Genomic DNA, 26,547 nt, shown 5'->3' on the forward strand with positions numbered 1-26,547 from the left:
GAGTGTATTAGCTAAAAGAATTATATATTATGATCTATTTAATGCTCACTATTTTAGTCATTACAATTGGGCTTTTTATTTGGGGAAAATTCACCCCAGATATTGTTGCACTCATGTCTATGCTAGCCCTATTCTTAACAGGTATTTTAACTCCTACAGAAACCTTAAGTGGTTTTAGCAACCCCACAGTTATTATGATTGCTGCCTTATTTATTGTAGGAGAGGGCATTGCCCAAACTGGCTGGACCGCTATGGCTGGTAAAAAGTTTGTAGAATGGGCAGGCAAAAGTGTCCCTAAACTTCTGGTTATTGTATCACTTGGAGCTGGTGTTTTATCTGGATTTGTAAGTAATACAGGTACTGTTGCAACCTTGATGCCTTTAACCATATCATCTGCATGGAGCATAGGTACTTTGCCTTCAAAAATGCTTATGCCGGTGGCCTTTGGATCTAATACTGGTGGACTTTTAACCTTAACAGGAACACCACCAAATATTATTGCTAGTAATGCTTTGGTTGAAGCTGGATTTGAGGGCTTTTCATTCTTTGAATTCTCATTAATTGGTGTGCCTTTATTAATTGTTGCCCTACTCTATTTTAGATATGTTGGTTACAAACTATTACCTAGTAACAGAACAAATAATAAACCTGTAAATATTGAATCTACACTTCACAATTGGATTGGAGCTTATAAAGTTGATGACGGGTATTACCGCCTAAGAATAAGAAGTCTTTCACCGCTTATCAATACAAAACTTGAAGATTGGCATTTTGAAAGAGATTATGATGTTATCATCATTCGATTAAAAAGAAGACATCCAAATATTCTAAAAGGTATTCCAGCTTATGAAGAGTTTCCTAGCATGGGAACAGAGTTACGCTATCACGATATCATAACTGTAAAAGGTGAAACTGAAGCAATTAATAAATTGATGATTAAATTCAGATTGGGGCTGCTACCGTTAGAACCCATTACAGATGAACTTAAAAACAATCTCATTAACCAAGAGGTAGGAATGACAGAAGTTATTGTAAACCCTAATTCTATCTTGGTAGGGAGAAAATATAAACTTGGAGACTATTTCCGTAGATTTGGAATCCAGTTACTTGCTGCTTCAAGAAATAATACCCCTTTACAAGACAAAGAAATTACAGTTAAAGCTGGGGATGCATTTCTATTAAGAGGTACCTGGGAAAACATTGATGACCTGAAAAAACAACATGAAAACCTTGTAATAATAGGTAGTCCTGAGGGGATGGCTAAAAATGTAGACAGCTTGAATTCAAAGTCTTATATTGCAATGGGCGCCTTATTACTTATGATTTTGCTCATGGTATTCAAGATTGTACCAGGTTCAATTGCCGCATTAATTTCAGCAGGTGTTGTTTTGCTTACTGGTTGTGTGCCTATTTCAAAAGCATATAAAGGTATTAGCTGGACAAGTGTTGTTATGATTGCCGCTATGATTCCTATGGGTGTGGCTCTACAAAAAACAGGAACGGCGCAATTAATTGCCAACACACTAGTTGAGCACCTAGGTGCTATTCACCCTGTTTTATTACTTGGAGGCGTATTTTTATTAACCACGACCTTTAGTCAGGTTATTAGTAATTCTGCAACAGCTGTTTTGATGGCACCAATTGCTATTTTGGCTGCCGAATCATTAAACCTCTCTCCTGCTCCATTCATGATTGTTGTTGCTATTAGTGCTTCAACAGCATTTTTAACACCAATTGGTACCACAACAAATGCTATGGTGATGACAGCTGGTGGCTATAAATTTATGGATTACTTAAAAGTTGGTGCACCACTACTATTTGTATTCTTCTTAATTTCATTACTCATTGTACCACTTATATGGCCATTTTAACAGTAATTTATCATAAATAAAGAAAATCATTTATATATACTTAGCAGAAATTCAATCTGAAAAAGGGACTCTTTAATGGGTTCCTTTTTCTTTAAGTATAAACCCTTTAGTTAAACGTCCAAGCCACAAATCTAGACACCTTATTCCCTTGCCCCATATTTATAACGTTTACTTCTGTTGCTCCTAATTTTTTTAGTGATACCCTAATACCTCTCACCAAGTCTTTTTTAGACACTAAAGTAGTAAACCATTTAAACTGCTTAGAATGCAGCATACTCTCAAACAAATAGTTATGTATAAAAGCTTTTTCTCCTCCCTTATACCACAATTCATTATGTTTCCCTGAAAAATTTCTAGTGAATTCTTCTGAATTTTTTCCTAAACCTTTTAGTTTTCTTTGCGTGGCCTCTAAAGCTTCTTGTTCAGATTTATAAAATGGCGGATTACACATAGATGAAGTAAATAACTCATTTGTATTTACAATATGTTTTAAAATACAATCAACTTCGGGTTGATGTCTCAACTCAATAGTATCCTTCAAATGATTTTTAGCAACAATACGTTGTGCCCATTTCAATGACATGTTGTCCACATCTGTAGCTACAAAAGTCCATTGATATTCCGCTTGACCTAGCAACGGATAAATACAACTTGCTCCAGTACCAACATCTAAAACCCTTATACCTTTTGTTATGCCTTTTGTTTTTAAAAAATCGGCTAAATGATGGATATAATCAGCTCTTCCTGGAATTGGCGGACACAAATTATCATCAGGAAAATCCCAATACCTAATATTATAATCTTTAAATAATAAAGCGGTATTAAGAGCCTTCACAGCTTTAGGATTTGAAAAATCAATACTCAAATTTCCATAAGCATTCTCAAAAACAAATGGTTTTAATGGCAGATATTCACTACTTAAAGCCTTTAAATTATATCCGTTTTTATGCTTATTGTTTCTATGGAGATTTATATGTTGTTTGATAACAGCCTAATGTATTTTTAAAATTATCATTTGTAAAAGTACAAAATTACTATTCATAATACCGATTGGGTAGTTGCCTTGAAATCTATATCTTCGCAAAAAAAATATAAAATGCTAAAGGCTGTTATTTTTGATATGGATGGGGTAATTATTGATAGTGAACCCATGCATAATAAAGCTTACCACGATATGTTTGATGAGGTTGGCATTGAAGTATCTCCAGAACTTTATGAGTCTTTTACAGGGCAATCAACTATAAATATATGTAAGCGACTTTGCGATCATTTTAATTTAGAAGAAAACCCTGAAACATTAGTAGAGATCAAGCGTAAGCATTACAAACATTTTTTTGATCATAATTCGGATTTGGGGTTAATTGATGGTGTTTTAGATTTAATAAAAGATTATCACAATAACGGACTTACATTAGTCTTAGCCTCATCGGCCGCGATGATTAGTATTAATCAAATTTTTGATCGGTTTGATTTAAATCAATATTTTGTTGCAAAACTTAGTGGTGGTGATTTAAAGGACTCAAAACCTCATCCTGAAATTTTTATCAAAGCTGCAGAAGCCTCTGGTTTTTCACAAAATGAATGCATGGTTATTGAAGACTCTACAAATGGCATTGAAGCTGCAAAAGGGGCGGGTATTTACTGTGTGGGATATGACAGTTTTCATTCTAAAAATCAAGATTACAGCAAAGCTGATTTAGTTATAAAAGATTTTAATGAAATACGCTATCAAAATCTAGTAAACATATTATAAATAAAAAAGAGTCGCTTAAAAAACGACTCTTTTTTATTTAGGTTCAGCTCTTTTTTCCAAAAAGTTTCTTTCTAAAACCGCTGAATAAAGCAACAGCTCCAATGGCTATAAATTTCCAAAACTTTAAGAGCAATGCAAAAAAGCCCGCTTTTGCTAAAATTTTTCCAGCTATTAACCCTCCTATTCCATAGGCTGCCACTTGGTCAATATCAGGATTGAAATCAGAATACCTATTTCCCGGAGAAAACTCGACACTTTGAATAATTTCATCTCTATCCTGATTAAAAGTCTCAAGCATATTAATATCTCCAATGGCATTAAGATTTAAATAGCCTTTACGCCCAAGCACTCTAATATTATAATTTAGTGTATTCACCTCTGCATCTTCAAACTTCAATTCTTTAGCCCAATGTAATTTTTTGTTTTCTTGATCGTAATATGGTGCAGATGCCCACCTTATTAACTCCATAGTAGGGTAACCTTGCTCGATACGCTGTGGATTAGCCGAAATGATATCGGCCTGCATCTCTTCAAGTAAATCATCATAGTCAAGATCTTCAGCATCTTCATCATCAATATAGCCTTCCTCTGCATATTCAATCTCTACGGCATAAGTAAAAGCATCATGCATAGGTGTCATATTATCAGGGAATAAAAGACCTAAGGTTTCTCCTGGCGGATTTCCCCATAAATCTGTTAACACATACTTGCTCTGTTTGCTATCTAAGAACTTAAACCCTTTTGGAACATTTATTGTTGCTAGCCCATCCTTCAGCTCTACGGTTCCTGTTTGATACGTAAACGAATTATTGATACTATCTATAATTTTTTGATACTGGTTAGTATCAAAACTAATGGAGTCTAAGTCATTTTGAGCATAAGTTTGCGTTGCAAAAAACAACACCAAAGTAATAATAAGTCGGTTCATAGTTTTAGGTTTAGTAGGTTATAAAACCTAAAAATACCCTTTATTTTGAATTAGATGAATTTTCTTTCGACTTTTTAATAATATTTCTAAGCCTTTCTTTTCTGGAATGCACTTCATCGCGCTTTTTATTTTTCTTCTGCGCTACTAGTCTGGCATGTTTAGCCTTATTCTTTGTGTTCTTTTCTTTGCCCGTTTTAGCCATTATTTCATGTGTTATTTGACTTTAATAGTTGATTTTGCTCCTCCATTAAATCATTAAGCTTAGTAAGTAATTCTATGTCTTTAGGTGTAGCCACGGTTTTATTTTTGGGATCTTGCGCCTTATTTCTTAAGCGATTCATAAACTTAACCACTATAAAAACCGTAAATCCTATAATTAAAAAATCTAAAAATGCTTCAGCTAATGCGCCATAGCCAATAGCCACCTCATCGGTAAGTACAGTACCACTACCATCTTTTACTACTTCTTTTAATATGATTTTTCTATCTTGAAAGTTAACGCCATCCGTTAACAACGATAAAGGAGGTAAAAACACTTTTTTCACCAATACATCAATAACCTTGTTAAAGGAAGCACCTATAATAATTCCTATGGCCATATCCATCATATTTCCTTTTACTGCAAACTCTTTAAATTCTTTGATTAACTTCATACATCTTGTTTTTAACTGTAAAGATAATTAGTTTCATTATTTAATAAACTTGCATTAACTACATGTTCATTATTATTTGCTCAAATATTAATTTTTTAAAATATTATTCAAATAACTAATAATTTAAAATATTAGCTTTTTTAATAATAATTTGATTTTTTACATTAAAAGTTTTACATTTGAATATAACACTGATTTTTTTGTATGACTAGCATCATAACTGGTGACATTATTAACTCTAAAGGAAGTTCTCCTGAACCATGGCTTAAGGCTTTAAAACTTGTGTTTAGTCAATATGGTGATCCTCCAAAAATCTGGGAGATTTATAGGGGTGATAGCTTTCAATTAGAAGTCTCCCCCAAACAAGCTTTAAAAACTTGCATATTAATAAAGGCAACTGTTAAACAATTTAAAACCATGGATGTGCGATTAGCCATAGGTATTGGCGAAAAAACCTATGCTGCCAATTCAATTACCGAATCGAACGGTAGTGCCTTTATTCATTCTGGAGAATGTTTTGAAAATTTAAAAAAAACGACTTTAGCTATACGTTCTCCTTTTAGTACTTTTGATACCACCATCAATATTATGCTAGACCTCGCTCAATTAACAATAAATCATTGGACCAGCACCACTGCCACACTTGTTAAAACTGCTTTAGAGCACCCTGATTTAAACCAAATAGAACTGGCAAACTTATTAAACAAAACACAAGGCAACATCAGCCAAGGTTTAAAGCGTGCGGGGTTTGATGAAGTATCAAAACTCATAACCTATTATAATACCCAAATACGTACTTTATGCTAGCTCTAGCCATTAAACTTTTCCTTGCTCACATTATTGGAGATTTTTTATTTCAGCCCCAAAGATGGGTGATTCATAAAGAAACCTACAAACACAAATCAAAGTACCTCTACTGGCATATTCTTATACACATTATAACCTTGATAGTTGTATTACAATTTAGCTTTAAATACTGGTTAGGTATTATTATTATTGGTATTTCTCATTTTTTTATTGATGCGCTAAAAGTTAATCTTCAATCAAAAATGAATAACCGATTATTGTTTGGTCTAGACCAGTTAGCACATATAGTAATCTTAGTTGTTGTAGTAAAAATTTACGAACCCTATTCCTTTAATTTCAATCAACTTTTTAATTCGAAAACCCTACTCCTACTAACCTGCATCATCTGCCTTACAAAGGTATCTTCCATCATTATGAAAACCTTAATATCTAAATGGGATTTAAAAGAATACACCAACGAAGCCTCTCTAAACAACGCCGGTGCTTATATTGGTATGCTAGAGCGCTTATTTGTATTTGCCTTTATTATAACCAACCATTGGGAGGGTGTAGGTTTTTTAATTGCGGCTAAATCTGTGTTCCGTTTTGGCGATTTATCAAAAGCAAAAGACCGAAAACTAACAGAATACATACTTATTGGTACCTTGCTCAGTTTCGGCCTTGCTATCCTTTTTAGTTTAGGATACAACTATTTAGTGAGGTATATTTAAGTCTTATTTTTTATAAAACTTAGCATATCCACGGTAGGCAAAAAACCCTACAACCGCTAAAATAGCACAGGCTATACCAATAAACTTAACACTTACTATTTGATCGCCACTAGCATAACTGTGTAATCCTGCCAAGTAAAAATTCACCCCAAAATAGGTCATTAAAATACTACCATAAGCCACAATAGACATTAAATTGAAGAACCATCGGCTTCTTAAACCTGGTACTAATCGCATATGGATAACAAAAGCATAAACCATAATACTAATAAGTGCCCATGTTTCTTTAGGATCCCAACCCCAATAACGTCCCCAACTTTCATTGGCCCACATACCGCCTAAAAAGTTTCCAATGGTTAGCATGACTAAACCAACGGTTAAAGACATTTCATTGATTATGGTTAACTCTTTAATATTCAAATCCATTTTAATTTTATTGGATTTGTTAGTAAAAATCATCAAAAATAACGATACAATACCCAAAATCATACCGAGGGTAAACGGCCCATAACTGGCTACAATAACCGCCACATGAATCATCAGCCAATAACTATTTAAAACAGGTTGTAAATTGGCAATAGCAGGGTCCATCCAATTCCAATGGGCAACCATTAAAATCATAGCCGTAACAAAAGCCGTTGAGGCTAAAGTTAAGTTACTTTTTCTTCCAAAGGCCAAACCAAAAAACATAGTAGCCCAAGCCACATAAATCATGGACTCATAAGCATCACTCCATGGGGCATGCCCTGAGATATACCAGCGTACAATTAAGCCTGCAGTGTGCAACAAAAATAACCCAGCTATTATCCACTTAAACACATTTACAGATATATCAAGGGTTTTATTTTTATCCCTAAATATTTGAACAACAAGTAAAACAAACATAATGCTACCCGCATACAAATACCAACTGAATAATTTTTTAAAAATATCATATTTGTTATACAAAATCTCAGTTTTCACCTTATCGTCACTAATCATCACCTCACTACCATAGCGTTGTTGAGTCTTTTTAAAGGCTTCTAAAAGTTTTTCAGCTTCACTAAAATCACCTGTTTTTTTCGCTTGATTTAAGGTGTATAAATAGGCATTAAACCCATTTTTAACAAAATTAGCATACAAAGAATCTTTTATTATGGCTATATTTTGTCTGTAATCTTGAATAGAAATCCACTTATTATTGGAATCTTCAGGAATTGGAAATATTCGCAATGAAGAGCCCTCAATAGCATTAAACAACAAGCTCACACGTTGATCTGTTTCTTTATACTCCTTTTGAAAACCATTGGGCACTTGAGCCTTATAAGCTTCATCTAAAAAAGGACCTAATTTATACTGACCTTTTTCATTAAAAAAGTCTGTAAATGCTACATATTTTTGTGTTTTAGGCACCCCGATTAAACTTCTTATAGAATCGCCTTTTTTAGGTTTTAAGTAGATAACAGGAAGGCTTTGCCATAGCATAGGGTTTTCATGAATGGATAGAAAAACCTGATTCGCATCAAACTCCAAATACGTATCTTTTTTACTTAGCTTCCGAAGCATTTCAGAAGCATAGGTATTTACAGGCATCATTCTACCGCTTAAATCCTGAATGACTAAATGACCAAACTTATCGGCATGTTCCTTAGGTGTAATATTGGCCTTTAAAACAGAATCAAGCTGTTCTACCGAAGGTCTTTCAAAATGATTGTGTCCATCATTTTCACCGTGGTCTGCATGGTTATGCTCTTGTGCTATAGCAGACAAACCAAAACACAATACTATTACAGAAATTAACTTAGCTTTTTTAGCTTTTACATTTTCTAAATGCCTCTTTAAATCACCAAATCTAGATCCTTTAACAAATAGTATAGCCATTAAACCAAAATACAGCAAAAGATAACCTATATAAGTAATTAAAGTGCCCCAATAATCATGATTTACTGACAAGACGGTACCTTTTTCATCCGGATCAAAACTCGACTGAAAAAAGCGATAGCCATCATGATCTAGAATATTATTCATGTAAATTTTATAATCGAAATCTCCAGTTCTATCATCAATCACGGTAACCTCACTAGAATAGGCCGAAAATCCACGTTCTGTACCTGGGTAGCGCTCAGCTTCAAAATCATTCAGTTTGATAGAAAAAGGAAGTTCTAATACTTTTGAACCATACTTAAAGGCAAAATCTAAACCCCCAACATGGATTTGCTTAAACATACCGCTACTTCCCTGATTTCCCAGTAGACTCACACTTTTAGTTTCTCCTCCCGTAGTAATGTTTAATTTCACACCATCTTGATTACTGCTTTTAAGCATACCCGAAGGCTTAACGATATCAAAAACCCCTTTTACTACTGGGTTTGGCATCACTAATTGCATATTACCAATTACATACCGTGACCTTAAATGCAACGGCTGTAAGCTATCCTTATAGAGTTTTCCTTGTGCTCTGGTTGCCATAGTCATATACTCTCCCTCAAAAGGTGAATTTATCTTTAATTCTCCCTTATCATAAGTAATATTAATAGCTCCGTCTGTAGGCTTGTTTAGGGTGAATAAAATATTATGAATATTCTGTATTTGCCCCACTTTTAAAAAATGTGAATGCGGACCACTGCCACCTGCTTCCACAATTTTTAGGTATTCCTCTCCATTTTCATCTGGAACAATGTCTTCTTCTGCTCCTACAATAAATTTTTCTAATTCAATCGTTACAGCTTGCTGATCGTATTTTGTTTCAACTTTAAATTCATTCTCCAAGCGCCCAGAAAAGTCCACCTCTCGCTCAATAGGCAAGCGTTGTGGCACACCATTTATTTTATAATCGCCATCAATAAGTGCGGTGATATATGTTTTTTGTGATAAAAAGGTATTTTCTGTAGCACCTTCACGAATGGCCATCATCCCCTCAAAACTTGCATATCTGGTAATAAAAGCACCTAATAAAATAAAAATGAAAGCCACATGTAAAACAAGGGTAGCCCATTTTTCTTTACTAAATAATCTGTAACGGTAAATATTGCCTAAGAAATTTATTAAAAAAAATGCCATAATGGCTTCAAACCACCAGGCATTATAAATAAGATTTCTAGTGTAAGGTGTTGGTGAGGTGTCCTGTCCTGCATCTAAAAAAGTACCTATAGCCATAGCGGCAGCAAAAGCAATAAATAAGACGGCAGTTAGACGCGTAGAAAAAAGAATGTTAGCGATTTTTTTTTGCATAATTACAACCCATTGTTTGAGGTCGTGCAAATTTAAGGATTTAAGTTTATTGGCAAATGTTAAAGTAGTGAAAAAAGCCAGCATTGAAAAGCTATGCTATTACGGCTAGAATACTAAGCATCATTGCTGTCTTGCTTCAAAAATCTTCATATATAAGAAGGTACCCATTTTACGCGCACGATGCTTTGCGTTTTCAGCATAATCACCTTCAAAAAGTTCATTAATGGTTTCAAACCACAAGTTTAACCATAAACCAAAATGCCTTTCTGTAATACAATGATTGTTCTCTCGATCTACCTTAACATGAGCTTCAAGAGGATTTCCTAAATAGCGTGTTTTTAAAAACAAACTCGATTCCCAAAAGTCGGTAAGGTTTTCAATATGAGCAGGCCAATCCTGAATGAGATTATTAAAAAAAGGGCCTAATTCTTTATCTTCTCTTATCTTATCATAAAATGAAGACACTAACAAATAAACATCAGCTCTGGTTTTTAAATCTTTTTTCTCCATACCAACAAAGATAAAATAATAGGTTTTTAAATAGGCTATTTATGACTATTTTAGCGGTTATGATTTCAGTAGTAATATTGGGCGCAGGCAATGTAGCCACGCATTTTTTTAAAGCTTTACGCAAAAGCGAAGAAGCCTCTGTCATTCAATGGTATAACAGAAGTTTAGACACTATTAAACATTTTGAAAACACGGTTGCTATTACTAATGACCTAGCACAACTTAAACAGGCCGATGTTTACATATTAGCCGTAAGTGATGATGTTGTGGCAAAACTCTCCTCACAATTACCTTTTAATGATAGGTTGGTGGTACATACCTCGGGCTGTGTTAATGTTTCAGATTTAGATAAAAAACACAAACGTGGCGTTTTATACCCATTACAAAGTTTAAGTAAAGACGCAGCAATAGATTTTTCTAACGTCCCTATTTGTATTGAAACCCTTGATAAAAAAAGTTATCCGTTACTAAAAAAATTAGCGGCAAGTATGGGAAGCCCTACTAAACGTGTAAACAGTCCGCAACGCCGCGTTTTACATTTGGCTGCCGTTTTTGTAAATAATTTTACCAACCAATTATACCGTATTGGTCATGAAATTACAGAAAGTGAAGGCGCAGAATTTGACTTGCTAAAACCGCTTATCTTAGAAACAGCAAACAAAATTCAGACCATGTCGCCATACATGGCGCAAACAGGTCCTGCCCTGCGCAATGACAAAAAAACAATTAATGTACATTTAAAATTATTGAACAACCCACAGCATAAAGACATTTATAATTTGCTAACAGATGCAATTCAACAAACCCATGGAAGAAAAAAGTTATAAAGAATATTTAGAACACATTACCACCTTTATTTTTGATGTAGATGGGGTGTTAACCGACGGCTCTGTAACCGTAACAACTTCGGGTGAGATGCTACGAACCATGAATATAAAGGATGGGTATGCTTTAAAAACAGCGGTTGACAAAGGATTTAATGTTTGTATTATTTCAGGAGGTTCTAATGAAGGCGTGAGAAAACGTTTGCAAGGTCTTGGAATTTCTGATATTTACCTAGGGGCTCATAATAAAATAGAGCAATTGGATGATTATTTTACTAAAAAAGACATTAAATCGGAAAATGTACTTTATATGGGTGATGACATCCCTGATTACCCTGTTATGAAAGGCATTGGTTTACCTTGTTGCCCACAGGATGCTGTACCTGAGATAAAAACTATATCAAAATATATTTCACATAAAAAAGGCGGTAAAGGTGCCGTGCGCGATGTTATAGAACAAGTACTAAAAGTTCAAAATAAATGGAGCGGTAATTTTGGGGCTAAATACGATTAATCATACCCCTTAGAGGATTAAATATTATGGTTTTAAACGTGCTCAACCTTATCCGTTGGAAAAACCTTTTAATGATTGCTTTTGTGCAATTATTAATTAAGTATGCGTTTTTAGAACCTTTTGGTGTTGCTACCGCTTTAAATTGTTTAGGTATTAGTATCTTGATTTTAGCCACAATATGCATTGCCGCAGCGGGGAATATTATCAATGACATCTATGACATAGAGACTGATTTGGTCAATAAACCGCATCGTGTAATTATTGGTAAATCTATTTCAGAGAAATGTGCTTTTAATTTGTTTTTCAGCTTAAATATTATTGGCGTTGGCTTAGGCTTTTACCTTTCTCATTTGGTAGAAAAGCCAGCGTTTTTTACCATATTTGTTTTAATCTCTGCGCTACTATTCCTCTATGCTAGCTATTTAAAACGAACTTTTTTTATAGGTAATCTTATCATTTCTATTCTAGTTGGGTTAAGTCTTCTTATTGTGGGCGTTTTTGAATTAGTACCCTCAATGACCCATATAAACCATACAACTCAAATGGTGTTTTTCAAGACTATTTTTGATTATGCTCTTTTTGCTTTCCTAATTAATGTATTACGCGAAATATCAAAAGATATTGAAGATATTGATGGTGATTACAAAACAGGAATGCATACACTTCCTATTATTTTAGGGAGAGATCGTACCAAGCATATGTTATGCGTATTGAACATTATTCCTCTGGCTCTTATTACCCGTTATGTGATTATTAATTTATATAACCAGTATTGGGTAGTTACTTATTTTTTGGTGTGTATTATTGGCCCTCTCATTTACACATCCATAAAAACCTTTAGTGCCAAAACAAAAAAAGACTTTAAGCATATTAGCAATATGTATAAATTGGTGATGCTTTTTGGTATGCTTTCTTTACTTTTATACAAGTATGTAATACTTTCATAATGCTAAAAGACACGCTAAAACACCACCATATTATTTTGGCTTCAGGTTCGCCAAGAAGGCAAGCATTTTTCAGGCATTTAGGTTTAGATTTTGAAATAAGGTTAAAGCCTGTTAAGGAGGAATACCCAACGCGATTAACACATTTTGAAATCAGCAATTACCTAGCTCAGTTAAAAGCCTTACCTTTTAAAAATGAACTCAAACCCAATGACATTCTTATTACGAGTGACACTATTGTTTGGCATCAAGATAAGGCCTTAGGAAAACCAGCCAACGAAGCTGAAGCTTTTCACATGCTAAAATCATTAAGTAATGCTACTCATGAAGTCATTTCTTCAGTTTGTTTTACAACCAACAACTTTGAAAAAACGTTACACAGTATTACCAAAGTAACCTTTAAACCGCTTACCGATGAAGAAATAGCCTACTACATTCAAAAAGACAAACCTTTTGATAAAGCTGGTGCTTACGGCATTCAAGATTGGATTGGACAAATAGCGGTTACAAAAATTGAAGGCTCTTATTTCAACGTTATGGGGCTACCTACACACCTTGTTTATAAAACGTTAAATGCTATTGCAGAAACCATTTAGCTTTGTAATTTTAAGGTATGTATTTACCAAATAAACTTACAAAACATGCAAAAACGAGCATGCTATCAAAAATTATTTTAAGTTGTATATGCTTTATAGTTTCATGTAAAAATAATACAGAGACATCAAGCTTAGTCAAAAATACAGCGGCGCATGCTCAGAAAAAAACCATTACCCCAACCTTATCTAAATCATTCAAGGCCTATTGGTATACTGGTGAAGCCGAAATTTCGTCCTATCAATTAGAACAAGCACGCTATGGCGAACTAAGAACAGGAAAAGCCGTATTAATTTATGTAACCGAAGATTTTTTACCAGATGCTCTGGTTAAAGCTGAGCACCCAAATCCAAACAACATTCCCGTTTTAAAATTAAATGCAACTAAAACATTTAATACTGGTATTTATCCGTATAGCATCATGCAAAGTACGTTTTATCCTGTGGCTAATAATGGTCACGCCTTAAAAGTATCTAGTTCGGTTCAAGAGTGGTGCGGGCATGCCTACACTCAATTAAATAACCATGATGCCTTTGAAATCATGTCGCATTCTTATTTTCAAGGTGAAGCCGATAAAACGTTTACCCTTAAAAAAGCGGTTTTAGAAAACGAATTATGGGTGCAATTAAGAGTAAATCCAAGTACTTTACCTGTTGGTAATATAAACATTATTCCTGCCTTTGCTTATACAAGACTCAAACACATCCCTATAAAAGCATTTAAAGCAAACGCCTCACTAAAAACTGGAACTTATACCATCACTTACCCCGAACTACAAAGAACATTAAGCATTAATTTCAATCCTGAATTCCCTTATGATATTTTAGGTTGGAAAGAAACGTTTAACAGTGGTTTTGGAACTACGTCCAAGGTTTTAACCACAAAAGCCACTAAGCTAAAATCTATAAAATCACCATATTGGAAAAAGAACAGAAATCAAGATAAAATTTTAAGAGAAACCTTAATGCTAAACGAATAAACTATTAGTTTTGAATGTATCTTTGTACCTGATTTAATTCACAATATATGACATCAGATTTTTTTACCTCTTATAAAGACCAACTTATAATATCAGGAATTGTTCTACTATCGTTACTTATTATTCGATACATCGTCAACTTTACCATTACAAAAGTGGCAAAGAAAAATGGAATTAATGAAGCTAGAATCCGATTGATATGTAGATATGTTACCGTTACTTTATTCCTATTGGCTATGCTCATTGAGGCATTTATTTTTGGTACTGATGCCAAAGAATTGGCCGTGGTTTTTTCCTCAGTTTTTGCGGTACTTGGCATTGCATTGTTCGCCATCTGGTCTATTTTAAGTAATGTAACATCAGGCATCATAATGTTTTTCTCTTTTCCTTATAAAGTGGGAGATAAAATAAACATTATGGACAAAGAGTTTCCTATTGAAGCGATTATTGAAGATATTAGAGCCTTTCAGTTGCATTTAAGATTAGATAATGGCGATTTAATTACCTACCCCAATAATTTAATGCTTCAAAAAGCGGTAAAACTGGTTGAAAAAGATGCCATAGACGAGATTCATGAAGATGATGGTGAAGCTGTATAAATTTCCATATCTTTAGGATATAATTATTCTTAATGCCAAGAAAAAGACTTTACCGTTCAAAGAAAAAACTAGGACAAGTTCCAGGCAGTGTCATCTACACAGGGGAACGATCAAAAGACAAACTCTTTATTGAAACGTTCGATTATAATAAAGATTATGTTTTTGAAAAAGAACTCCCAACCGTTGAAGACACCTTTAAATTTAAATTTACCGACAGCGTTACCTGGATAAATTTGAACGGACTCAATCATGTGGCCTCAATTGAAAAACTAGGGACACATTTTGGTCTACACCCTTTAGTACTTGAAGATATTGTAAATATAGCACAGCGTCCTAAAATTGATGAATATGAAGGCTACATTTTTGTGGTTTTAAAAATGTTGTATTATGACACCAAGCAAAACATTGTTTCAGAGCAAGTAAGTTTTATTTTAGGCAGTAACTATGTATTTTCATTTCAGGAATCTGAAGGAGATGTTTTTGATACCATAAGAGAACGCATTCGTTTAGCCAAAGGCAGAATTAGAACCATGCAGGCCGATTATTTATTGTATGCCCTTATGGATGCGATTGTAGATCATTACTTTAGTATAGTAGAAGTTTTAGGAGACAAGATTGAAGATTTTGAAACCGCCGTATTTGAAGGTCAAACAAAAGATGACGCGAGTAAAAACATTCAAGACTTAAAACGCGAAGTATTGCGACTACGTCGGGCTATTTTTCCACTGAAAGAAGTTTTGAATCGCATTGATAGAAACGAAAACAACCTCATACAGAAGAAAACAATTACGTATTTTAGTGATATTGCAGATCATCTTACCCAAGTAACTGAAAACATAGAAATTTACCGTGAAATGACCTGGAGTTTAATGGATATGTACATGACTACCATTAGTAATAAAATGAATGAGGTCATGAAAGTACTTACCATTATGGCTTCTATATTTATACCTCTTACCTTTATTGCAGGTATTTACGGTATGAATTTTGAAAACATCCCTGAACTACATTATAAAAACGCTTATTTTATTGTTTGGGGTATCATGATTCTTATTGTATTAGGGATGCTTTATTACTTTAAAAAGAAAAAGTGGTTGTAATTTTTAATGAGCTTAAAAGGGTAACGTATTAATCTCGTTAAATAAATTTTAGCGCTTTATACCATGAGTGCATCATTGAATATTGATTTTACAAATATTACATATCTAAAAAATGGAAATAAGCGCCAACAATAAGCCTATTCTTGCCTAAGAGAACTCGGCATTTTTGAAACTCTAGCAGAATACCATCCTATTTTAACAGGCACCATCCCTATTGGTATTGACTTATCCGAAAGTGATTTAGATATTATTTGTGAATGTTCTAACCATTTCAAATTTGCTAAAACACTAACTACCTTATATTCAGATAAGATTGATTTTAACATTAAAACTAAACCCCAGAATAATGTGCTATCAACTATTGCAACATTTTACAGTAGCGATTTTAAAATTGAGGTGTTCGGACAAAATTGCTCAACTACACATCAAAATGCTTACAAGCATATGATTGTTGAGCATAAAATTTTAAAAGCGTATGGTAAAAAATTTAAAGAAGAAGTTATCCGACTTAAGCGGGAAGGGATAAAAACGGAACCCGCATTTGCAACATTACTTGGCTTAAAAGGAAATCCTTATGAAGCATTATTACACATTGACATTTAAAAAAACAGAAAATGTATTGGCAATATGTTTTCCTGAATGACAGATCTAATCTTGAGAGTAAAAAGAATATCATCAAGAAAAACTTGCAAATAAGCCGACGCATTAGGCTCTTGATAATAGTTAAAAAAAAGTTTTTAGTTATTACATAAATTATTGACCTTCCAACCAACCTTCAAAATACGTGCTGTCAATTTGGCATTTTTTTCCAATGGTATATTTTTTGAAAAATTAATACTATCGTATAACTTTTAAAATATATAACCGATGAAAACATTGAAATATATGCCTTTGTTTTGTTTGTTGTTATTTTTTAACTGTTCTGGACAAAACAAAGACTCTAAAGCCAAAAATGGTAATTCTCCAGATGAAAATATTTCTGTAAACAAAGAATATGATGAACACGGAAACCTCATCAAGTATGATTCCATTTATTCATACAGCTATTCTTCAAATGGAAAAACACCTGATAGTTTAAAACTAAAATTCCAGAAGCATTTCAACAGCCACTCTTTTTTTAATGATGCCTTCTTTGATGATTTCTTTCAAAAAGATTCCATTTCAAACCATTTTGATTATGAAAATTTCTTTTATGATGGTTTTATGAATCAAGATGAACACATAAAAAACATGATGCGTCGCATGGACTCTATTCAGCAACTCTTCTTCAACCAACAACAAAAACCAATCATTCCTGCCGAGCCAGAAAAAAGTCGTTCAAACACTAAAAACATGGCACTCAAACAAATATAAACCGCCCCTTGTAACCGTTAAATAAAAATTAAAACCAGCTGTTCTGCTGGTTTCTTTTTTATATTTGATTTTAGCTAACAAAACATTATGAACAAAACACTACTTTCCTTAACCATAGCTATATTTAGCTTATGTTATGGTATAGCTCAAAAACCCACTACCCCATCATCAGTTCAAATTTATGAATCCATTCAAAAATTAAATTTTTTGGGTTCTGTTCTTTACGTAGCCGCGCACCCCGACGATGAAAACACGCGCTTAATTTCTTATATGTCTAATCATGTAAAGGCAAGAACAGCCTATTTATCATTAACTCGTGGTGATGGTGGCCAAAATTTAATTGGTCCTGAAATCAGAGAATTACTTGGTGTTATAAGAACTCAAGAACTTTTGGCTGCCCGAAGAGTTGATGGTGGCGAGCAACTATTCACAAGAGCTAATGATTTTGGATATTCAAAACACCCTGAGGAAACCTTAAATATTTGGAATAAAAATGAGGTATTGGGTGATGTTGTTTTGGCCATCAGGAAATTTAAACCTGACGTGATTATTAACAGGTTTGATCATAGAACACCTGGAACTACTCATGGACATCATACTACTTCGGCTATGTTAAGCATGGAGGCTTTTGATTTAGCAAACGATAATTCGGCTTATACTGACCAGTTAAACCAAACTAGCTTATGGCAACCCAAGCGTATATTTTACAACACCAGTTGGTGGCGCTATGGAAGTGTAGAAGCCTTTGAAAAAATTGATAAAAGTCAAATGCTACATTTTAATATTGGAACCTACTACCCTTTAAAGGGGTTATCAAACAATGAGTTGGCGGCTTTGGCTAGTAGTCAACATTTATGTCAAGGCTTTGGCCGCTTGTCCCAACGTGGTTCGGAAAGAGAATACATTGAGTTTTTAAAGGGTAAACCTATTCAAAATAAAGCGGATATTTTTGATGGCATTGATACCTCATGGAATCGTATAAAAGGCGGACAAAACATAGGCACTATTTTAGAACAAGTTGAAAAGAATTTCAATTTCACAGATCCATCTACCCATATTCCAGAATTACTCAATGCCTACCAATTACTCCAAAATATTGATGATGAACACTGGAAAACTCAGAAATCTAAGGAGCTTAAAACGATTATAGCCATGTGTGCAGGCTTGTATTTAGAGGCTTCAGCAGAGAACAATTGGGCTTCACCAAATGAGCAAGTAAAGGTAACACTAGAAGCCTTAAACCGTAGCAATGTTACAATCACCTTAGTTAGTATTAATAGCGCCAATGGTTTAAATATTTCTAAAAACATGGCGCTAAAAAATAACATCAAACACACCTTTGAAACGTCTTTAAAAGTAAAGGCTCATCAAAAGCCAACCTCTCCCTATTGGTTGAATGAAAAAGGATCTTTAGGTATGTACACCGTAAATAATCCTGAGCTTATTGGGCAACCTGAAACCCCCAGAGCATACAGCATAGCATTTAATTTAACCATTAATGAGGTGCCGCTTACTATTTCAAAAGCCATAGTTCACCGTTTTTCAAAACCAGATAAAGGAGAGTTATACCGCCCCTTTGAAATCATTCCAGAGGCTTCGGCCAAAATCAATGAAAAGGTTATCATTTTCAATTCAGACAAAAGCCATGATATAAATATGATAATAAAGGCTGGTAAAGACCATTTGAAAGGTACTGTTGAATTATGTCTTCCAAACCACTGGAACGTTTTTCCAAAACATCAAAAGGTTGATATCACACATAAAGGCGAAGAACAAACCTTTACTTTCAATGTTACACCACCTAAAGATGAAAGCGAAGGTTATATAAGTCCGTTAGTACGTATTGAAGGAAAAACATTTACCAAGGAACTTATTGAAATTGATTACGACCATATTCCTTTTCAAACGGTATTGCTACCAAGCGAAAGTAAAGTGGTGCGTTTAAACATAAAGAAAAGCGGCGAAAACATTGCCTATATTCAAGGTGCAGGCGATGTAGTCCCTGAAAGTTTAGAGCAAATTGGTTATCATGTTAGGGTGATATCTCCTGAAGACATTTCGCCAGAAACCCTAAGCAAATTTGATGCTATTGTTATTGGTGTTAGAGCTTATAATGTTATTGAGGATCTTGAATACAAACACGATGACTTATTTAATTTTGTGGCACATGGCGGAAATATGATTGTGCAATACAATACAAGCTACAGGTTAAAAACAGAAGCATTAGCCCCGTATCACTTACACCTTTCTAGAGATCGGGTAACCGACGAAAAGGCCGAGGTTAGATTTTTAACCCCAAACCATCCTGTTTTGAATTACCCCAATAAAATCACAAAACAAGATTTTGATGGATGGACTCAAGAACGCGGTTTGTATTTTCCTGATTCCTGGGCTAAAGAATTTACGCCTATTCTATCCATGAATGATAAAAACGAAACGCCTAAAGAAGGTAGTTTATTGGTAGCCAAATATGGAGAAGGCCATTACATATATACTGGTTTAAGTTTTTTTAGAGAGTTTCCTGCAGGTGTTTCAGGCGCTTATCGCTTATTCGCTAATATGCTCTCTCTTGGTAAAGACAAGATGCTTCAAGACAAACAATTTAATGACTAAGCCTATGTCTGAGCAGCAACCACCTAAACAAACCTGGCTTAAGTTGTATTCCATAGTCTTGATAGCGAATGCCATATATTTTATCATCTTTTACATAATCACCAAATCATTTTAAAACCATGCAAATTTTAAATTGGGTAGATTGGATAGTGCTCGGCGTTACGTTAGTCACTATTGTAACGTATGGCACCATTCAAACCAGAGGTAGTAAAAATGTAAAAGATTATCTAAGGGGTGGCAACACATCAAAATGGTGGACGATTGGTTTATCGGTTATGGCTACCCAAGCTAGTGCAATCACCTTTCTATCTACACCTGGGCAAGCGTTTCATGACGGCATGGGGTTTGTTCAATTTTATTTTGGTTTACCCATTGCTATGGTAGTGATTTGCATGGTGTTTATCCCCTTGTATTATCGGTTGAAAGTATATACAGCTTATGAATTTTTAGAAAACCGTTTTGATTTAAAAACCAGAACACTGGCAGCAGTATTGTTCTTGATTCAACGTGGTTTAGCCGCTGGAATAACTATTTTTGCTCCCGCAATTATTCTTTCGGTGGTGCTTGGTTGGGATCTTTTAACGCTTAATATTGTGATAGGATTACTGGTAATTATTTACACTGTTTCGGGTGGTACCAGAGCGGTGAATGTCACCCAAAAACATCAAATGGTTGTCATCTTTATAGGAATGCTTGTTGCGTTTTTCCTGATTGTAAGTCAACTTCCCCAAGATATTACCTTTTCAAAAGCGCTTCAAATTGCTGGCGCTAGTGGCAAAATGGAAGTTCTTGATTTTTCATTTGACCTGAATAACCGATATACGTTTTGGAGTGGCATTATTGGTGGTACTTTTTTAATGTTGTCTTATTTTGGAACAGATCAAAGTCAGGTACAACGCTATTTATCGGGTAAATCTGTTAAAGAAATGCAACTCGGGTTAATTTTCAATGGTATTTTAAAAGTACCCATGCAATTCTTTATTTTACTTGTAGGCGTTATGGTTTTTGTGTTTTATCAGTTTAATGAGGCACCAATAAACTTTAATCCAACCGCCACAGAACTGGTTTTAAATTCAGAGTATGCCGAAGACTATAAAAGCCTTCAAGAAGAACAAAAAACCCTATTTAAAGAACGTCAACAATCTATTAACGCCTTGATTCATTCTGAAAATCAAGACGCTTCCATACAATTAGCTGAAAGCGCTATCACTTATGAAGCATTGCGATTAAAGGCGCAAGACCTTATTAACAAAGTTTCAGAAAAAAAAGATATAAAAGTAGAAAGTAATGATAAAGACTATGTGTTCATCCATTTTATCTTAAACAATTTACCTAGAGGATTAATTGGTTTATTATTAGCTGTTATTTTAAGTGCTGCCATGTCTAGTACGGCTAGTGAACTCAATGCTTTGGGGTCAACAACAACCATTGATTTATACAAGCGAAATGTTAGTGAAAAATCTGAAGCTCAGATGGTAAACACTTCAAAATGGTTTACCTTTGCTTGGGGCATCATGGCTATTGGTGTGGCTTGTGTTGCCAATTTAGCCGAAAACTTAATTCAGTTGGTAAATATTATCGGTTCCATTTTTTATGGCAACGTTTTAGGTATTTTTCTTCTGGCCTTTTTCTTTAAATTTGTACAAGGTAATGCGGTTTTTATTGCGGCTTTAATCACTCAAGTTGTTGTGATAGGTCTATTCTTTCTCAATGAATATGGTATCATCAACCTGCCATTTCTTTGGTTAAATTTTGTAGGCTGTATTATTGTTATTGCCGCCGCTTGTTTGATTCAAATATTACATCCAAATGACAAAACAATCACAAAAGCAAATCATTAATTGGGGCATTATGGGTCTGGGAAGTATTGCCCATAAATTTGCTACTGATTTACTTACTGTTGAAGGCGCTAACTTGTATGCCGTAGCTTCAAGGTCTGCCGAAAAAGCTAATGCCTTTAGTACTAAATTTAAGGCTAATAAAGCCTATAGTAGTTATGAAGCGCTTGTTAAAGACAAAACGATTGATGCCGTTTACATAGCTACACCACACGCTCTACATAAAGAAAATACACTTTTATGTTTAGAACATGGTATTGCGGTTTTATGTGAAAAACCATTTGCTATGAATGCTACTGAAGTCTCTGAAATGCTGGCAGTAGCAAAGGAAAAAAATGTCTTATTAATGGAAGCACTTTGGACGTATTTCTTACCGCATTATCAATATGTTTTAAAGGCTTTAAACACTAAAATGTTTGGTGATATAAAAAAAGTTGAAGCTGATTTTGGATTTTACAGAGCTTTCAATAATGACGCTCGTTTGTTCAACAAATCCCTTGGTGGAGGTAGTTTGTTAGATATTGGCATCTACCCTATTTTTGTTGCATTATCAACCTTAGGCCTACCAGAAAATATCTCCGCTCATGCTACGTATTTTGATAATGGTGCTGATGCTTCATGTGACATGATGTTTACTTACCCAAAGGAAGCAAAAGCCTTCCTAAAAAGTACACTTTTAGAAGACACACCCACCCAAGCTATTTTTTATTGTGAGCGCGGTACGATTAAAATAAATACTATGTTTCATCAGCCTTCTACAGTCACACTTATTTCTGAAGATAAAGAAGAAACCATCCATTTTGGATACGAAACTATTGGTTACAACTTTGAAGTGATTCATTTTAACACATTACTTCGCGAAGGTAAAACAGAAAGTGATGTGATGACTTTTCAGTTTAGTGAGCAACTTATTGCCTTGCTCGACGATGTTAGAGGCTTAATTAATTTAAAATACTAGTTTAAGATCCTTTTTGTATAAATAACGATTTATAGCTTTTAGATGCACACAGCGCAACCTTTTTGGTTGCGCTAGTTGTTTTGTAGAAGTCGCTTTCTATTGAATAAACGTTCCATCAGCATGCATTTTAATCTTTTTAATGTCCGATCCTTTTCCTATTTTTACATAATACAGCTTTTCAACACTTCCGTTTTTGTAATTCACCAAATAGTCTGAATCTAACAAAATGAATCCTTCGTAAGTTTTAAATAAACTAATTCTAACCGCTCTGGGAAGCTTTACCTCTTTATATCGCCCTTTAGACTCTATTACCGTTCCATCTTTATCATAGAATACTTCCACGTAGCCTTTTTCAGTTTTAAATTTTACCTTAAAAGGATGTGCTTTACTCTTTTTAAAGCCTCTAGATTTAGTGACATCAAAAAAAGCAACTCGGTTTTCAAGCGCACTTACATGCACCGCCATGGAGTGATCTAAAACTTTATCTAAGTAATTTGCATTTAAAGCTCGTGAAGAAGTCTTTGTTTTAAATGCCTCCACATCAGATGTTTTTAACACAGCATATTGTGTATGCCCAATTTGAGACTGTCCGCTAAACATCATAAATACTGCGACCAGTGTTAATACAATTGTTTTCATGATTATAGTAGTTTTGATTAATATTAAAATCTTTACACAAAGATGAAACAATAGTAAGCACAGTACTTAACAGCAATGTTGCAATAGTTTTAAAGTTTTATTTTAAGTATGACAAACATTATTTAAAGCGTTTAAATCATGTTGTTTGAAGTGTGAATCGGCATTTTAAATGATGTGATGGTTTTCATAACCACCTAAATTCATTTTTTTCAGAAATTCAATAAACTCAGGATGTGTACGCATGCCTTTAAAAAAGTGATTAAATTTCACAGAATATAATTGAGAGTTTCTTTTGTTGTAAGCTATATGTAGCCATTTCATGGTATTTTCCCGGTCATTTAACACAGCAAATTTTTCGGCAATCCAATACGCGTTATGAAATGTTCTATCATCTTCAGCATACTCAATATCTAGATAATTAATCCATTTAAAAACGCCAGGTATCCCATCCTTTTGATAAACCGCCAACATAGGGTCTATATTAACTCGCGTATTGGGAAGTAGCCCCCAACTATACACCAATTGTTTTATAGCTAAATCATTTTTTCCTTGATTAACATAAACTAAAAACTTAATCCAATAGCCCCATAAGTTTTCGGGGTTAATTTCAATAGTTTCATTAGCGTCTTGAAGCGCCAAAGTATATTCTCCTGTTAACAAATAGGCCTCAGCACTCACAATGTACATAAAATAGGCTACTGGAGCCAGTTTTTTAGCCCTTTCAATAAACTCACGCCCTTTTTTAAAATCGCCTTTTACATGTATCAAATAGCGGGCGTACTCAATATTTACACTGGCATTGGTTGGGTCAATCTCTAATGCTTTAAGGAGTTCCTTTTCGGCCTCTTTCCAATCCCATTCATACTCCATGTTGATGAGCCCCATAACACGGTGAGGTTCTGCTAAACTACTATCTAATTGCAAGGCTTGAGCGGCATAATACTTAGCTTTTAAATAATCTGCTTCTGACACCGATGGATACCCCTTACACAAGAGCAACTCTGCCAAACCAGCATAAGACAATACGAAAGTGGGATCTTTCTCAATACTTTCTTTAAAATACTTTTCCGAAAGCTCATAATTCTCTTCAGGGTTTTTATACTCGCCCATTTCTAAATAGGTAAAGTATTTTCCTTTTAGATAAAGATTATAAGCTTCTTTGTTATTCGTGGGTATTTTTTCAATTTTCTGAATTTCAATAGGCGATAACACTACATCCAACTCTGAGGCTATTTGTGTTGAAATATCTTTTTCTAAATTAAAAACATCTTCAAAGGGGCGATCAAAATCTTTAGACCATAAATGGGTATCGTTTTTAGCATTGATGAGATGCACAATAACCTTTATTCTATCTCCATTTTTTTGCACACTCCCGTCAATCATATAATCAACATTGAGCGCTTTTCCTATTTCAAGACCAGACAAATCACTACTGCCATAGCGGTCTGCCGACTGTCTTGATTTCACTACAATACTTTTAACTTTTGAAAGATGATTAATAATATCATCACGCATGCCATCAACAAAATATTGATTCTCCTCATCATTACTTAAATTTTCAAAAGGCATAACAGCTATTGCGGTGTGCCCGAGGTCATAAGCTCCAACAGATGTTAGGCTGTTTTCTTTGGGCATATTAAAGAAAAAATAGAATAAAGCACTAACTGTAATCAATAGAATTAAAACAACAAGAATATTAAGTTTTGAAAACACGTTGCCATAGTTCCGGGCAAATGTTCCAGAATAACTTGATGCGCTAACGCCATTTATCCCAACATGTGACTCATTATTATGCTCGGTAGGTATTGAACTTCTGTATTTTACTTCACCAGGCGGATACCCAAAATAATCTTTAAAACTTGAATTAAAATATGTAGGGCTACTAAAGCCCACACGATAGGCTATCTCTGAAGCCGTGGCCTCATTATTCTTTAACATATCCATAGCTTTACCCAGTCTATACTCTCGTATAAACTGCGTAGTTGATTTACCAACAACCGCATTTAATTTTCTATGAAGCTGCGATCTGCTCACGCCAAGCGCTTTTGCTAAGTCATTAACGCCAAACTGTTCATTGCCTAAATTATCGTCAATAAGCCTGATAATGTTTTCAACAAAAGAATCTTTGATGGATGCTGGACCTGACATTTTTTGATTATAATTTGGTTTGATTGTGATCTACACATACTAAGATACTTATTTTTAAACAATTAAAATAAAACCTAACTTTTTCATTTACAAATAAAAAGGCGCAATCCTAAGAATTGCGCCTTAAAATAGTTTTGCAAACCACTAAATTACATAGCCCCCCACTCTTTTAAGGAGTCCTTATTCATTTTTACATAATCATCATTACCTGCTTTTTCAGCATGTTCTAATGAGGCCTTTGCAGCAGCAATAGCCCCCTCTGTATCCCCTGCTTTAGCGTGAATTAATGACTGTTGTCTTAAAATCCAAAATTTTGGCTCACCAGAAGTCATCTCAACCGCTTTATCAACCCACTCTTTAGCTTGATTTATATCTTTACTCTCTTGAAGATAATATAACGCTGAATAAAAATAATCATTAGCAGTAGGTGTTCCATTTAACGCATCATTAATACTTGCTAAAACCGCATCATCTGTAGGCACAGTAAAAGGAATGCCCAAATAGGTTTTTTCCCAAATCAAATCAATTGTAGCACTACTATTTGTAATATTATTGATATCTAAAGTAAAGGTTTCTACGTTAAACGGTACCGGATGAGATGGTACTTCTCCCATGGCCATTACTTTGCTATCATCCCATTTTTGAGGGGTTCCCCAGTTTTCTGTATCTCCATAAAAATATACTTCCCAGGCTGTTTTACCCGGTTTTGTAAATATCGCATATGATCCTGCTTTTAATTTAGATCCAAAAACTGTTGCGTCTGTACTAAATGTAATCACAGTATTCTTGTTTGCTCCTGTTCTCCAAAGTTTTTCAAACGGCACTAAATCGCCAAAAACTTTACGATCTTTTACACTTGGTCTAGAGTATTCTAATGTCACATCAGTCAAGCCAACCTTCTGCTCCAATTTCGAAAAAGGACTAGGTTGCGGTGTTTTCACTTGCGCAGACACCATGTAAGTAGAAGCACAAGCCATAAAAAGTAATAGTAGTTTTTTCATT

24 protein-coding genes and 1 pseudogene are annotated in these 26,547 nt (G+C 34.3%); 16 read left to right on the top strand and 9 right to left on the bottom strand.

All coding sequences use genetic code 11. The annotated features are described in order from the left end of the window. Positions 1–29: 29 nt before the first annotated feature. Positions 30–1,871, top strand: coding sequence for an SLC13 family permease (locus FGF67_RS14245; RefSeq protein ID WP_233244093.1), 1,842 nt, complete (start codon positions 30–32; stop codon positions 1,869–1,871). Between the two features lie 106 nt (positions 1,872–1,977). On the opposite strand, the gene rlmF is transcribed toward FGF67_RS14245, so the two are convergent. Next, complete coding sequence (gene rlmF / locus FGF67_RS14250) at positions 1,978–2,856, bottom strand: 23S rRNA (adenine(1618)-N(6))-methyltransferase RlmF (protein WP_199240696.1); 879 nt, start codon at positions 2,854–2,856, stop codon at positions 1,978–1,980. A gap of 111 nt (positions 2,857–2,967) precedes the next feature. On the opposite strand from rlmF, the gene FGF67_RS14255 reads away from it, so the two are divergent. After that, the gene (locus tag FGF67_RS14255) at positions 2,968–3,624 is read left to right on the top strand and encodes an HAD family hydrolase (protein ID WP_139698435.1); all 657 of its coding nucleotides are present in this window, start codon (positions 2,968–2,970) and stop codon (positions 3,622–3,624) included. A gap of 43 nt (positions 3,625–3,667) precedes the next feature. Here the strand turns inward: FGF67_RS14255 and FGF67_RS14260 are convergent, their stop codons facing one another. The 3 genes from FGF67_RS14260 to mscL are packed head-to-tail and all read right to left on the bottom strand — an operon-like array spanning position 3,668 to position 5,205. Further along, positions 3,668–4,552 carry a DUF2167 domain-containing protein gene (locus FGF67_RS14260; RefSeq protein ID WP_139698436.1) on the bottom strand — a complete coding sequence of 295 codons (885 nt, stop codon included), beginning with the start codon at positions 4,550–4,552 and terminating at the stop codon, positions 3,668–3,670. Positions 4,553–4,592: 40 nt separating this feature from the next. Further along, positions 4,593–4,754: a hypothetical protein gene (locus FGF67_RS17455; protein WP_199240694.1), complete on the bottom strand. Its 162-nt coding sequence runs from the start codon at positions 4,752–4,754 to the stop codon at positions 4,593–4,595. Positions 4,755–4,758: 4 nt separating this feature from the next. Beyond that, positions 4,759–5,205, bottom strand: a complete 447-nt coding sequence (mscL, locus tag FGF67_RS14265) for a large conductance mechanosensitive channel protein MscL (protein WP_139698437.1) — start codon at positions 5,203–5,205, stop codon at positions 4,759–4,761. Between the two features lie 204 nt (positions 5,206–5,409). Here mscL and FGF67_RS14270 point away from each other — a divergent pair, with 204 nt between their 5' ends. Next, on the top strand, positions 5,410–6,012 hold the full coding sequence (locus FGF67_RS14270) for a transcriptional regulator (RefSeq protein ID WP_139698438.1): 603 nt from the start codon (positions 5,410–5,412) through the stop codon (positions 6,010–6,012). Then, complete coding sequence (locus FGF67_RS14275; RefSeq protein WP_139698439.1) at positions 6,006–6,722, top strand: DUF3307 domain-containing protein; 717 nt, start codon at positions 6,006–6,008, stop codon at positions 6,720–6,722. The genes FGF67_RS14270 and FGF67_RS14275 overlap by 7 nt, the downstream gene beginning before the upstream one ends. Positions 6,723–6,725: 3 nt before the next feature. On the opposite strand, the gene ccsA is transcribed toward FGF67_RS14275, so the two are convergent. After that, positions 6,726–9,932, bottom strand: a complete 3,207-nt coding sequence (gene ccsA / locus FGF67_RS14280) for a cytochrome c biogenesis protein (RefSeq protein ID WP_139698440.1) — start codon at positions 9,930–9,932, stop codon at positions 6,726–6,728. A 120-nt stretch (positions 9,933–10,052) separates the two neighbouring features. Then, a complete protein-coding gene (locus FGF67_RS14285) occupies positions 10,053–10,442 on the bottom strand; it encodes a group III truncated hemoglobin (protein ID WP_139698441.1) in 390 nt (129 codons plus the stop codon). A gap of 41 nt (positions 10,443–10,483) precedes the next feature. Between FGF67_RS14285 and FGF67_RS14290 the strand changes: the two genes are divergently transcribed. The 12 genes and pseudogenes from FGF67_RS14290 to FGF67_RS14345 all read left to right on the top strand — a co-directional run bounded on the left by FGF67_RS14290 (position 10,484) and on the right by FGF67_RS14345 (position 22,758). Then, positions 10,484–11,269: a Rossmann-like and DUF2520 domain-containing protein gene (locus tag FGF67_RS14290; protein WP_317128561.1), complete on the top strand. Its 786-nt coding sequence runs from the start codon at positions 10,484–10,486 to the stop codon at positions 11,267–11,269. Beyond that, positions 11,250–11,780, top strand: a complete 531-nt coding sequence (locus FGF67_RS14295) for a KdsC family phosphatase (RefSeq protein ID WP_139698442.1) — start codon at positions 11,250–11,252, stop codon at positions 11,778–11,780. The genes FGF67_RS14290 and FGF67_RS14295 overlap by 20 nt, the downstream gene beginning before the upstream one ends. Positions 11,781–11,806: 26 nt before the next feature. Beyond that, complete coding sequence (locus FGF67_RS14300) at positions 11,807–12,727, top strand: geranylgeranylglycerol-phosphate geranylgeranyltransferase (RefSeq protein WP_139698443.1); 921 nt, start codon at positions 11,807–11,809, stop codon at positions 12,725–12,727. Continuing rightward, positions 12,727–13,320 carry a Maf-like protein gene (locus FGF67_RS14305; protein WP_139698444.1) on the top strand — a complete coding sequence of 198 codons (594 nt, stop codon included), beginning with the start codon at positions 12,727–12,729 and terminating at the stop codon, positions 13,318–13,320. The genes FGF67_RS14300 and FGF67_RS14305 overlap by 1 nt, the downstream gene beginning before the upstream one ends. Before the next feature lie 59 nt (positions 13,321–13,379). Beyond that, positions 13,380–14,297, top strand: a complete 918-nt coding sequence (locus FGF67_RS14310) for a septum formation inhibitor Maf (RefSeq protein ID WP_233244094.1) — start codon at positions 13,380–13,382, stop codon at positions 14,295–14,297. A gap of 47 nt (positions 14,298–14,344) precedes the next feature. Beyond that, positions 14,345–14,896 (top strand): mechanosensitive ion channel family protein, encoded by a 552-nt coding sequence (locus tag FGF67_RS14315; RefSeq protein WP_139698446.1) that lies wholly within the window; start codon positions 14,345–14,347, stop codon positions 14,894–14,896. 32 nt (positions 14,897–14,928) lie between these two features. Next, a complete protein-coding gene (corA, locus tag FGF67_RS14320; protein WP_139698447.1) occupies positions 14,929–15,996 on the top strand; it encodes a magnesium/cobalt transporter CorA in 1,068 nt (355 codons plus the stop codon). Positions 15,997–16,155: 159 nt separating this feature from the next. Next, positions 16,156–16,599, top strand: a pseudogene (locus FGF67_RS14325) (DUF4269 domain-containing protein); the annotation flags it as partial. Positions 16,600–16,863: 264 nt separating this feature from the next. After that, positions 16,864–17,349, top strand: coding sequence for a hypothetical protein (locus tag FGF67_RS14330; protein ID WP_139698448.1), 486 nt, complete (start codon positions 16,864–16,866; stop codon positions 17,347–17,349). An 87-nt stretch (positions 17,350–17,436) separates the two neighbouring features. Next, positions 17,437–19,962 (top strand): PIG-L family deacetylase, encoded by a 2,526-nt coding sequence (locus FGF67_RS14335; protein ID WP_139698449.1) that lies wholly within the window; start codon positions 17,437–17,439, stop codon positions 19,960–19,962. A 119-nt stretch (positions 19,963–20,081) separates the two neighbouring features. Next, positions 20,082–21,803, top strand: coding sequence for a sodium:solute symporter (locus FGF67_RS14340; RefSeq protein WP_139698450.1), 1,722 nt, complete (start codon positions 20,082–20,084; stop codon positions 21,801–21,803). Continuing rightward, complete coding sequence (locus FGF67_RS14345) at positions 21,772–22,758, top strand: Gfo/Idh/MocA family protein (protein ID WP_139698451.1); 987 nt, start codon at positions 21,772–21,774, stop codon at positions 22,756–22,758. The genes FGF67_RS14340 and FGF67_RS14345 overlap by 32 nt, the downstream gene beginning before the upstream one ends. 96 nt (positions 22,759–22,854) lie before the next feature. Here the strand turns inward: FGF67_RS14345 and FGF67_RS14350 are convergent, their stop codons facing one another. The 3 genes from FGF67_RS14350 to FGF67_RS14360 all read right to left on the bottom strand — a co-directional run bounded on the left by FGF67_RS14350 (position 22,855) and on the right by FGF67_RS14360 (position 26,546). Then, complete coding sequence (locus FGF67_RS14350) at positions 22,855–23,397, bottom strand: hypothetical protein (protein WP_139698452.1); 543 nt, start codon at positions 23,395–23,397, stop codon at positions 22,855–22,857. A gap of 165 nt (positions 23,398–23,562) precedes the next feature. Next, positions 23,563–25,545 carry a helix-turn-helix domain-containing protein gene (locus tag FGF67_RS14355; protein WP_139698453.1) on the bottom strand — a complete coding sequence of 661 codons (1,983 nt, stop codon included), beginning with the start codon at positions 25,543–25,545 and terminating at the stop codon, positions 23,563–23,565. A gap of 149 nt (positions 25,546–25,694) precedes the next feature. Next, positions 25,695–26,546, bottom strand: a complete 852-nt coding sequence (locus FGF67_RS14360) for a DUF2911 domain-containing protein (RefSeq protein ID WP_139698454.1) — start codon at positions 26,544–26,546, stop codon at positions 25,695–25,697. Position 26,547 lies beyond the last annotated feature (1 nt).

It is taken from the genome of Allotamlana fucoidanivorans, assembly GCF_006265225.1.
Taxonomy (GTDB): Bacteria; Bacteroidota; Bacteroidia; order Flavobacteriales; family Flavobacteriaceae; genus Allotamlana; species Allotamlana fucoidanivorans.